This window comes from Sphingosinicella rhizophila, assembly GCF_032378825.1.
GTDB lineage: Bacteria > Pseudomonadota > Alphaproteobacteria > Sphingomonadales > Sphingomonadaceae > Allosphingosinicella > Allosphingosinicella rhizophila.
Window position 1 is genome coordinate 408020 of the sequence record NZ_JAVUPU010000004.1, and the last position, 10042, is coordinate 418061.

Sequence of the window (10042 nt, forward strand, 5' to 3'; positions counted from 1 at the left end):
CCTAGATCATCATGATCTGAGACTTTCTGAGCAGACTCTGCACAGTGACGAACAGACTTGCGGGTGTTTAGACCGGCCTATTTCCTTACCTGTCATTCTTCGCCTGGCCCCTCAGGCATGTTCAAATCCAAAAAGAATATCGTCTTCGCGGAGCGACAAATCAGGATTCTTGCTTTGGAAGCCGCTGACGCCGAGCTTGGCCAAATCGGGCAGGTGAACAGGCCCGTCATCTACCGGAATTTCAAGGGAGTAGACACGCTCACCATCTTTCAAGGCATAGAAAATCATGCTGCACATTCCTCCAGTGATCCGACAATCCTATAGGAAGCGGGAGGCAATCGCCAAGCCATCCACACGCTCGCTATCGCCGCAAATCCGTACCAACTCGTTGGAACGGCCGTAATTCCGTTGGTGGATCAAAGCGCGAGGACACGGGCAAGAGGCATCAAGCGACCCCGCCCCATCCTGACAGCACCCTGCGGTGCCAAGGAGCTTGTCCGTCAAGGCATTCGGCTTCCCGAGCCGAGGCGCGCTACGGGCGGTTAACCCATCAAGGCCCCGTGGCTCCACCCCCGAGCCCCATAGGCAGCGTTTGAAATGCGGTTTGTGAGAAGCTAGACGGGCAGTTGTGCGCTGTTCGCTTGGTGCCTCGTCACGACCACTGCGATGATTGGAAGGCTGACGTGCGCCTGTGGACCCATGCACGATCCTTAAGCTCAGGCGTAGATAGGGTCCGGACCCTAGCTTGCGGTTGAGGGGAATGTCCGACAATAGTCAATTCGAACCGGCGTCATCAACCTGTCACCGCAACGGGCGTAAGTGGCTGGTCGACCGCATGCTGCAACGCGCTTGGGACCATGGCTGGACAACGGTGCCAAGCCTGAATCCCGAGGTCCTGGTCCGCAAGGCCGTGGGGCAAGCGGGGGCCGATCCGGACGAAGATGACGTTGGCTGGCGATCTCGCCTGGAGCAGCTTTGTGCCGATCTGCAAAACCATTCGAAACTGAACAATCTCGGACGCACGCTGGCGCATGGCCAGATCGTATCCGCACTTTCGAGCCGCTTTCGGGCCCATGCGCTCTGGCGCAAATATCAGGTGATCGAGGAGCAGCGATTGTCGGCGCCGATCATCATCGTCGGCCAGATGCGATCCGGAAGCACAAGGATGCAGCGGCTGCTCGCCTGCGACCCCCGCCTGACCTACACCCGATTTTACGAAAGCTGGAACCCGGTGCCCGCAGGCTGTCGCCGGCCCGGTTTGGATGGCCGCAAGATGAAGGCATGGATGGGCCTTGCCTGTGCGCGCCTGCTGAATCCGGCGTTCGGCACCATGCATCCGACTTCGTACAATGCCCCCGACGAGGAGATCGGACTGCATAACCTTTCCATTTTCGGCACTGCGTTCGAGGTGCAATATCACGTGCCGAATTACACCGCGGCGGTGGAACGCGACGATCCTGTTCCTGTCTATCGGGAATTCAGGCGGCTGCTGCAGATGCTGCGCTGGCTTCGGATCGATCGTTCCGATCGCCCCTGGATCCTGAAGGTGCCGCAATTTAGCCAGGACCTGCCTGCCTTGCTGCAAGTCTTTCCGGACGCGCGCCTGATCTTCCTTTCGCGCGACCTTGACTCTGTTATTGCATCCTCTGCGTTGCTCGTCCGCAACCAGATGTCACTCCAGTCGGATGACCTGGATCCGCCTCGGATAGAAAGGGAGTGGACGCGCAAGGTGCGCCTACGTGAAGCGCGCATGAATGCGGCGAAGACCATCGCCGAGGTGCCGCAAGTCGACGTCCGCTATCAGGATGTCAGCGACGATTGGGAGCGGGAGATGTTGCGCGTTTATGAGATGCTGAACCTGCCGCTCTCCGATGACGTCAAGGCGAGGATGGCGTCTTATCTACACGCATCGCAACCCGCGCATCACGGGCGGCGGAAGAATCAAATAGGTCGTAACTCCAGCTTGTTCGATTGCCCACCACTTTAGATTCTGATGCGGATCGAATCTTGTTTATCCTTGTTTTCCGCTATTTCTGGGTCGTCCTATGATTCCATCTGCCTTCAAAAATCTCCCTAAGCGGGGGAGATGGACTCGCTTTGCCCAACTGTCTCCGCCGCTTCGCGGCTTCGACTCCGAACCCGGAGGCTTCTTCAGCACCTCCCGCTACGCCAATAGGGCCGCCCCCTTGCGGAGGCGGCCCTATTGGCGGAGCGGGAGGGATTCGAACCCTCGATACGGTTTTGCCGTATACTCACTTTCCAGGCGAGCGCCTTCGACCACTCGGCCACCGCTCCGCATCCCGGGTCGGAGCCCTCTAGAGGCCCCGTACCGATAGGGCAAGCTGGCGCCGCGCCTAAGCCGAGGCCGCCTTGTCCATGATCGCCGCCAGGTCCAGATCCTTGACGGTCAGACCACCGGCGCTGTGCGTGGTAAGAGCCACGTCGACCTTGTTCCAGACATTCGACCATTCCGGGTGATGATCGGCCTTTTCCGCGGCGAGCGCGATGCGCGTCATGAAGGCGAAGGCTTCCTGGAAGTCGGCGAATTGAAACTGCCTCACGATCGCCTGCCTTTCCTGATCGTAGCGCCATGCCGGCAGATCCTTCAGCGCCGCCGCGCGCTCTTCGGCCGAAAGTTTCATCATATCCTCCGTTGCTGGCGCGTGCGCCTTCGACGTCCTATGTCCCCGGGAATGAGCGAGCGTCAAACCCTTGCGCCGGATGCGGCGGAGATCGAACGGCTGGCGGAAGCCGCCATCGCGCGCATGCCCGATCATTTTCGCCAGCACCTCGACGATGTCGTGCTTCGCATCGAGGATTTCGCCGACGAGGATGTGCTCGCGCAGTTCGGGATCGAGGACCCGTTCGAATTGTCCGGCCTCTACACCGGCCGGCCGATCGGCGAGCAATCGTCGATGCTGTCCGGCGAACTGCCGGCCATGATCCATCTCTATCGCAGGCCATTGCTGGACGAATGGGCCGAAACGGGTGTCAGCCTTGAGGCGCTCGTAACCCATGTCATCGTCCATGAGGTCGGCCACCATTTCGGTTTTTCCGACGACGACATGCATGCGATCGAGGATGCCGCCGCGTGAATGAAGCGCCGCCGCTGAAGCTGGAGGCGGTCGCCTGCATCCGCGGCGGCCGGCTCCTGTTCGAAGGTCTGGACCTCGTCCTGGGACCTGGCGACGCGGCCATCGTCACCGGGGCGAACGGGGTCGGCAAATCGAGCCTGATCCGGCTGGCCGCCGGGCTGCTGCGACCGGCCGCAGGCAAGGTGGAGCGGAACGGCGGGGCCGGTCTGGCAGACGAGGCGGCGGCGCTCGATCCGCGGCAGACGCTGGGACGGGCGCTGGCTTTCTGGGCGCGGATCGACGGGACGGACGCCGCGCCGGGAATGGCAGCAATGGGCGTGACGCATCTGGCGCAGGTTCCGGTCCATATGCTGTCGACCGGACAGCGAAAGCGCGCGACGCTTGCGCGGGTGGCGGCGAGCCGCGCGAGGCTCTGGCTGCTGGACGAACCATCGAACGGCTTGGATGCCGACGGCGAAGAAAGGCTCGCCGCGGCGATGGCGGCACATCGTGCCCAGGGAGGCGCGATCCTGGCCGCCTCGCACATGGCGCTCGACCTTGACGGCGCCGCGACCTTGGGCCTGGCATGATCGCCCTGGCCTCACGCGAATTGCGGCTCGCCATGGCCGGCGGCAACGCTTTGCTGCCGCTGATCTTCTTCCTGCTGGTGGCGACGCTTTTCCCTTTCGCGGTGGGGCCGGACGGACCCCTGCTGGCCCGCGTCGGCGGGGGCGCCCTGTGGATGGCCGCAATGCTCGCCGCGCTTCTCCCGGTGGACCGGCTGATCGAGCCGGACCGGGCCAGCGGCGTGCTGGATCAGCTCTCCACCAGGGGCATCGGCGAAGAGACGGTGGTCGCCGCCAAGCTTGTCGGCCACTGGCTGAGCTTCGGGCCGCCGCTGATGCTGGCGGCGGTGCCGGCCGCGGCCCTGATGCGGCTGCCGGCCGAATTGCTGCTGCGGCTGGAGCTTGGGCTCCTGGTCGGGACGCCTGGCCTTGCCGCGCTCACCCTGATGGTGGCGGCGCTGACGGCGGGCCTCAGAAGCGCCGGGGCGCTCGCCGGCCTGCTGCTGCTGCCGCTGGCCGTGCCGATTCTGATCTTCGGCGCGGGCATGATCGGCAGCGAGAATCCGAGCGCGCTGAAGCTGCTCGCGGCAGTGTCTCTTCTGCTGGTTGCTGTCACTCCGTTCGCGGCCGGCGCCGCCATCCGGGCTGCGCGAGACTGAACCGGCAATGCCCCGCCAATTTCCGATTGGCGAACTATCTGGACCAGCGCGCGAAGATGGCGGTGGGCAAAAGAAGTCCCCGGGCTTCCTCGCGTACGGCCATGTCGCCCATCTCCACCTTGCCGCCCAGATCCGCCAGCGCCTGGTTCAGCAACTCGCCGATCGCGAGCGCCGACATCCGGACCGCATAGACGGTAAGGACCAGGAAGCGGCTGTCCGCATCCAGCAATTTGCGGCAATCGGCGATCAGCGAGGGCAAGCCCTCCTCCAGCCGCCAGATCTCCCCATCGGGGCCACGCCCGAATTTGGGCGGATCGAGAATGATGCCGTCATAGCGGCGGCCGCGCCGGACCTCGCGCGCGACGAACTTGGCGGCATCGTCGACCATCCATCTTATCGGGCGATCGGCCATCTCGGACAATATTGCATTCTCCTTGCCTGTCTCGACCGACTTCTTGGAGGCGTCGACGTGGACCAAGGAAGCGCCGGCAGCGGACATGGCGAGCGAGCCGACGCCGGTATAGCCGAACAGGTTGAGCACCTGGCTCCCCTCGCCAAGCCGTCCGCGCATCCACGCCCATTGCGGCGCCATATCGGGGAAGAAAGCCAAATGGCGGAAGGGCGTGCACTGGGCGCGGAAGCGAACCTGCTCCCAGCCGAGCTCCCACCCTTCGCGCGGCACCGGGCGATGGAATTGCCAGCGGCCGCCGCCTTCCTCGTCCGATCCCGGCACGAACTCGCCATCCGCATCCCATGCTTCCAGCGCCGGCGCCCACATCGCCTGCGGCTCGGGCCGGACGAAACTGTAGCGTCCATAGCGTTCGAGCTTGCGGCCATGACCGCTGTCCATCAGTCCGTAATCTGCCCAAGGCTCGGCGACCAAGGTCGCGAGCGGGTTCCCGCTCATGCCGCGCGGACGGCAGGAACGCCGATCGTGGCGCGGGCGCGGGGTCCGGCCAGCATCTTCGCCCCTGCGGCGCGAAGCTGGTCGAGCGTGACGGCCTCCAGGTCGGCGACGACTTCGGCCGGATCGACCAGACGATCGTGCAGACTGAGCTGGCGCGCGACATAATGGGCCTGGCCCCAGGAGCTTTCCAGCGACATGAGCAGCCCAGCCTTGGCCTGGGTACGGACGCGATCCAGCTCGCGCTGCGTCATGGTGGCGACGCTGTCGCCGACAATCTCCTCGATAAGCTGCACCGCCGAAGCGGATTGGCTCCGGGCGGTGGCGGCATAGATGGAGAAAAGGCCGATGTCGCGCCACGGCTGCAGCATCGCATAGACCGTGTAAGCGAGGCCGCGATCCTCACGGACCTGCTGGAAGAGCCGTGACGACATGCCGCCGCCGAGCACGTCGATGAACAGACGCGCCGCATAATAATCGCCGGCAAGCTGGGCCGGCCCCTGGAAACCGAGCGCGAGGTGCGCCTGATCGGAGGCCGCGCGGCCGACCCGGTTGCCGCCGGTGAAGCCGGCAGGGTCGGGCGCGGCGGGACTGCCCGGAGGAAGGTCGGCGAAGCGGCTTCCGGCGAGATCCACCAGCCGGGCATGCTCCACCTTGCCTGCCGCCACCAAGGTGAGGCTGCCGGCGCGATAATGGGCTTGGCGCCATTCATGAAGATCGTCGGCGGTGATCGTCTCGATACTTTCCTCGCTGCCCAGGATCGACCGGCCAAGCGGCTGATCGGCGAAGGCGGCCGACTGGAGATCGTCGAAGATGATGTCGGACGGCGTGTCGCGCGCTTCGCCCAGCTCCTGCAGGACGACGTCCTTCTCCCGCTCCAGCTCCGCCTTGGCGAAATGCGGCGCAAGGATCATGTCGGCGATCAATTCGATCCCGAGGGGAATATGCTCGGCCATCACCGATGCGGTGAAGCTGGTCGAATCGCGATCGGTGCAGGCATTGAGGTCGCCGCCCACATCCTCGATCGCCTCGCTGATCTCCCGCGCCGTGCGGCTGCCGGCGCCCTTGAACACCATATGTTCGAAGAGGTGGGCGATGCCGTTGAGACGCGCGGATTCGTGCCTGGAGCCGCTATCGACATAGAGGCCGACGGCGGCCGTCTCGATCCCCGGCATTTCGCGGCTTGCGACCCTAAGGCCGTTGGGAAGGTGGCTGAGCTGCATCATGGAGGGGCGGCCATTAGCCGTTTGCGGCCCAAGCGGCAACTTGACGCCCTGCGGGAACCTGATCGTCTGAGGTGGAATCAGATTCTATTCAAACGCCTGGACGCTCCTGCCGCGTCTGCAGGCCTCGGCGAAGCGCCAGTCCATAGATGAGGATCGCCGCCGCGGCGAAGAAGAACCATTGCACCGCATAAAGCCGATGATTGTTGGGGATGGCATCCACGCCCGGCTGAGCGCTCGGCCCCAAGCCCGCCAGCGGCCGATCGAGCACCAGCACATAAAGCCCCGTGTCGATGCCCTCCCAATTGCCCGGCTTGCGCAACATTCCGGTGAAGGGTCCGCTTGCTTCGATCGCTACGGAGGCATCCGGACCGGCCGACCATCCGGCGTCGATCGTCACGAGTGGCCGTCCTGCCGAAAGACAGGAAGCAAGATGGACGAAGCCCGGCTGGCCCGCCCGGCTGCGTCCACCTCTCAATTGCGACCGGCTACGCGGAATCGAACAATGCGCCGACGCACGCCGATACTGGAGGCCGGGTGCCTCGGCATCCTCCAGCTCCACCGGGGCGAGCGTGCGTGCCTCCTCGAGCCGCGCAATCAACGCCTCCTTCCAATCGGCGCGCTGCAGTTGCCAAATGCCGAGGCCGACCATCGCTGCAACGGCGGCCGCCACGACCAGGGTGGGAAGAAATGGGAGGCGCATCACTCGTCCGCCCGGATGCGTCCCTCTCTGGCGCGATTTCGATATTCCAGCGCCAGCAGCAGGGCCTTGGCGAGCCGCAGCGAACCGATCACGGCGGCGGCAGTGATCGGGATCCACAGCAGGATGTGAACCCAGAAGGGAGGATGGAGACCGAGTTCGACGGCGATGGCGAGACCGGTGATCAGGGCGCCGACGATCAGGGTAAGAAAGGCCGCCGGACCGTCACCGACATTGAAGCTGGTGAAATCGAGTCCGCAGGCCCGACATTTCGGTGCGAAGGTCGCGAGGCCCTGAAACAGGGATCTGGCGGCGCAGCGGGGACACAGACCGCCCAGCGCCACCTGTTGCGGGCTGGGCTCGGCCGTCACCGCCGCATCGACCTAGTGGAACTCGGCGCCGGCGCTGCCCCAGACATAGATGGAGATGAACAGGAACAGCCAGACGACGTCGACGAAATGCCAGTACCAGGCGGCCGCCTCGAAGCCGAAATGCTGCTTGGGAGTGAAATGGCCTTTGTAGGACCGGATCAGGCAGACGATCAGGAAGATCGTGCCGACGATGACATGGAAGCCATGGAACCCGGTCGCCATGAAGAAGGCCGAGGTATAGATATTCTGCGCGAACTCGAATGGTGCATGGGCATATTCATAGGCCTGGACACCGGTGAAGATCAGGCCGAGGCCGATCGTCGCCCACAGACCCTTGATCAAGCCGTCGCGGTCGCCATGGATCAGCGAATGATGCGCCCAGGTGACGGTGGTGCCCGAGCACAGCAGGATCAGGGTGTTCAGCAACGGATAGCCGAAGGGATCGAGCAGCTTCATGCCTTCCGGCGGCCAGACCCCGCCGATCGATTCGGCGGTCGAGGGAAACAGCGCCGCATTGAAGAAGGCCCAGAACCAGGCGACGAAGAACATCACCTCCGATGCGATGAACAGGATCATGCCGTAGCGCAGGTGGAGCTGAACGATCGGCGTATGATCGCCGCTATGCGCCTCCCGGATGACATCGGCCCACCAGCTGAACATCACGAACAAGACCGCGATCAATCCGGCGAAGAAGACATATCCGCCAAAGGCCTGATCGTGCATCCACATGATGCCGCCGGAGGCCATGGCCAGCGCCGCGAACGCGCCGATCAGCGGCCAGATGCTGGGCGGAAGGATATGATATTGGTGATTCTTCGCTCCGGCCATATTCCCAATCGTCCTTGCTAAGCTGCCCGTCCTTCACAGGCCCAGTCGATGATGCTGGACCCTTAGCCTCAGCCCTTCGGCTGGTCCACCGGGTAAAAAGTGTAGGAAAGCGTGATCTCGCTGATGTCCTTCGTATCCGGATCCTCGAGGATCGCGGGATCGACCTGGAACACCACCGGCATACGGACATCTTCACCCGCCTTCAGTGTCTGCTCCGAAAAGCAGAAGCATTGGACCTTGGTGAAATATTTGCCGGCGTTGATCGGCGTGACATTGAAAGTGGCGGTGCCGGTGATGGGCTTGTCCGACAGATTCTTCGCCGAAAAGAAAGCCATGTCGCGGGCGCCGATGGCGACGCGTTCGCGATGCTCCTCCGGTTCGAATTGCCAGGGCAAGGCCGAGGAGGTGTTGGCGTCGAAGCGAACCCAGACCAGCTTGCCCGTCGATTTGACGACGACTTCGTCCGCCCGTTGCGGCGTTCCGGCGAAGCCGGTCACCTGGCAGAAGATGCGATAGAGCGGCACGCTGGCAAATGCGAGGCCGGTCATCCCGCAGACGAGAAAGGCCGCGAAGGCCGCGGTACGCAGGTTGCGGTTCATTGATTGATGCTCATCTTGGCGATGGTGATCGCATAAACGAGGATGACGAAAGCTGCCAGCAACAGGCCCATGACGATGGCACGGCTGCGCTGCCGGCGGCGTATCTCGTCCTGGCGGGGATCGCGCGAGGTCATCCGATCAGCCATCGGTCCGCCACCAAAGCGCCGAAGATCGCGAAGAGATAGAGGATCGAATAAGCGAAAAGCCTCTTTTCCGGCCTCATCCCGGCGGGTTCGGTCGCCTTGTTGCCAAGGACCTGTACTGCCAGGACCAGAAAGACGAGGCTGAGCAGTATCGCAGCGGCGCCGTAAAGCGCGCCGGCCAGGCCGAGTGGCCAGGGTGCCACCGCGGCGGCCGCCATCGGCAAGGTATAGAGCAGGATGTGCTGACGCGTGACCTTGGGGCCGGACACGACCGGAAGCATCGGCACGCCGGCTGCCGCATAATCGGACCGGACGAACAGCGACAACGCCCAGAAATGCGGCGGCGTCCACAGGAAGATGAGGGCGAACAGCAGAACCGGCAGCAAAGTGACGTCGCCGGTCGCGGCCGCCCAGCCGATCATGGGCGGGAAGGCGCCTGCAGCACCGCCGATCACGATATTCTGGGCCGTCCGCCGCTTCAGCCATATCGTATAGACGAGAACGTAGAAGAGGATCGAGGCCGCGAGGACGCCGGCCGCGAACCAGTTTGTCGCCAGACCCATCAGCAGGACCGAGAAGATGCCAAGGCCCACGCCGAAATGAAGCGCCGCCTGCCGGTTCATCCGTCCTGACGGAATGGGGCGGCCGGCCGTCCTCTTCATCAAGGCGTCGATATCGGCTTCGTGCCACATGTTGAGCGCCGCAGCCGCGCCGGCGCCGAGCGCGATGCACAAGATGGCGGTGAAGCCGAGCACCGGATGAACGTGGACAGGCGCCGCGAGCAGACCGCACAACCCGGTGAAGACGACGAGACTCATCACCCGCGGCTTGGTCAGCGCGAGAAAGTCCCGCCAGTCCGCCGGCATATCCTGGCTTCGGGGTAAGGCAGTCGTCGTCATGTTGTCATCCTGTCCCCTCCTCGAGGGAGGGGAGGAAAATCAGTCGACCTTCGGCAAGGTTTCGAACTGGTGGAAG

Annotated in this window: 14 protein-coding genes and 1 tRNA gene; 4 read left to right on the forward strand and 11 right to left on the reverse strand. The window is 63.8% G+C overall.

The genetic code is table 11. The features are described from left to right. Window positions 1–111: 111 nt before the first annotated feature. Entirely contained in the window at window positions 112–288 is a 177-nt protein-coding gene (locus RQX22_RS10545; protein WP_315726240.1) for a hypothetical protein, read from the reverse strand. Between the two features lie 547 nt (window positions 289–835). On the opposite strand from RQX22_RS10545, the gene RQX22_RS10550 reads away from it, so the two are divergent. Continuing rightward, window positions 836–1987 (forward strand): sulfotransferase family protein, encoded by a 1152-nt coding sequence (locus RQX22_RS10550; protein WP_315726305.1) that lies wholly within the window; start codon window positions 836–838, stop codon window positions 1985–1987. Window positions 1988–2204: 217 nt separating this feature from the next. Here the strand turns inward: RQX22_RS10550 and RQX22_RS10555 are convergent. Together RQX22_RS10555 and RQX22_RS10560 are read right to left on the reverse strand one after the other, a co-directional pair. After that, window positions 2205–2295 (reverse strand) — tRNA-Ser (locus RQX22_RS10555). Between the two features lie 59 nt (window positions 2296–2354). Next, window positions 2355–2645: a 4a-hydroxytetrahydrobiopterin dehydratase gene (locus tag RQX22_RS10560; RefSeq protein ID WP_315726242.1), complete on the reverse strand. Its 291-nt coding sequence runs from the start codon at window positions 2643–2645 to the stop codon at window positions 2355–2357. A 48-nt stretch (window positions 2646–2693) separates the two neighbouring features. On the opposite strand from RQX22_RS10560, the gene RQX22_RS10565 reads away from it, so the two are divergent. The 3 genes from RQX22_RS10565 to RQX22_RS10575 are packed head-to-tail and all read left to right on the forward strand — an operon-like array spanning window position 2694 to window position 4299. Then, a complete protein-coding gene (locus RQX22_RS10565) occupies window positions 2694–3095 on the forward strand; it encodes a metallopeptidase family protein (protein ID WP_315726244.1) in 402 nt (133 codons plus the stop codon). Beyond that, a complete protein-coding gene (gene ccmA / locus RQX22_RS10570) occupies window positions 3092–3664 on the forward strand; it encodes a heme ABC exporter ATP-binding protein CcmA (protein ID WP_315726246.1) in 573 nt (190 codons plus the stop codon). The genes RQX22_RS10565 and ccmA overlap by 4 nt, the downstream gene beginning before the upstream one ends. Then, window positions 3661–4299, forward strand: a complete 639-nt coding sequence (locus RQX22_RS10575; RefSeq protein WP_315726248.1) for a heme exporter protein CcmB — start codon at window positions 3661–3663, stop codon at window positions 4297–4299. Before ccmA ends, RQX22_RS10575 begins: the two co-directional genes overlap by 4 nt. 34 nt (window positions 4300–4333) lie before the next feature. On the opposite strand, the gene RQX22_RS10580 is transcribed toward RQX22_RS10575, so the two are convergent. From RQX22_RS10580 to RQX22_RS10615, 8 genes are all read right to left on the reverse strand, one after another. Next, entirely contained in the window at window positions 4334–5206 is an 873-nt protein-coding gene (locus RQX22_RS10580) for a class I SAM-dependent methyltransferase (protein WP_315726249.1), read from the reverse strand. Continuing rightward, window positions 5203–6429: a M16 family metallopeptidase gene (locus RQX22_RS10585; protein ID WP_315726251.1), complete on the reverse strand. Its 1227-nt coding sequence runs from the start codon at window positions 6427–6429 to the stop codon at window positions 5203–5205. Before RQX22_RS10585 ends, RQX22_RS10580 begins: the two co-directional genes overlap by 4 nt. Window positions 6430–6517: 88 nt before the next feature. Beyond that, window positions 6518–7129 (reverse strand): SURF1 family protein, encoded by a 612-nt coding sequence (locus RQX22_RS10590; RefSeq protein ID WP_315726253.1) that lies wholly within the window; start codon window positions 7127–7129, stop codon window positions 6518–6520. Continuing rightward, window positions 7129–7497 (reverse strand): DUF983 domain-containing protein, encoded by a 369-nt coding sequence (locus RQX22_RS10595; protein WP_315726255.1) that lies wholly within the window; start codon window positions 7495–7497, stop codon window positions 7129–7131. The genes RQX22_RS10590 and RQX22_RS10595 overlap by 1 nt, the downstream gene beginning before the upstream one ends. A gap of 12 nt (window positions 7498–7509) precedes the next feature. Further along, window positions 7510–8325, reverse strand: coding sequence for a cytochrome c oxidase subunit 3 (locus tag RQX22_RS10600; protein WP_315726257.1), 816 nt, complete (start codon window positions 8323–8325; stop codon window positions 7510–7512). 68 nt (window positions 8326–8393) lie between these two features. Next, window positions 8394–8924: a cytochrome c oxidase assembly protein gene (locus tag RQX22_RS10605; protein ID WP_315726259.1), complete on the reverse strand. Its 531-nt coding sequence runs from the start codon at window positions 8922–8924 to the stop codon at window positions 8394–8396. Beyond that, on the reverse strand, window positions 8921–9070 hold the full coding sequence (locus RQX22_RS10610; RefSeq protein ID WP_315726309.1) for a hypothetical protein: 150 nt from the start codon (window positions 9068–9070) through the stop codon (window positions 8921–8923). The genes RQX22_RS10605 and RQX22_RS10610 overlap by 4 nt, the downstream gene beginning before the upstream one ends. Next, entirely contained in the window at window positions 9055–9966 is a 912-nt protein-coding gene (locus RQX22_RS10615; RefSeq protein ID WP_315726261.1) for a heme o synthase, read from the reverse strand. Before RQX22_RS10615 ends, RQX22_RS10610 begins: the two co-directional genes overlap by 16 nt. Between the last annotated feature and the right edge of the window lie 76 nt (window positions 9967–10042).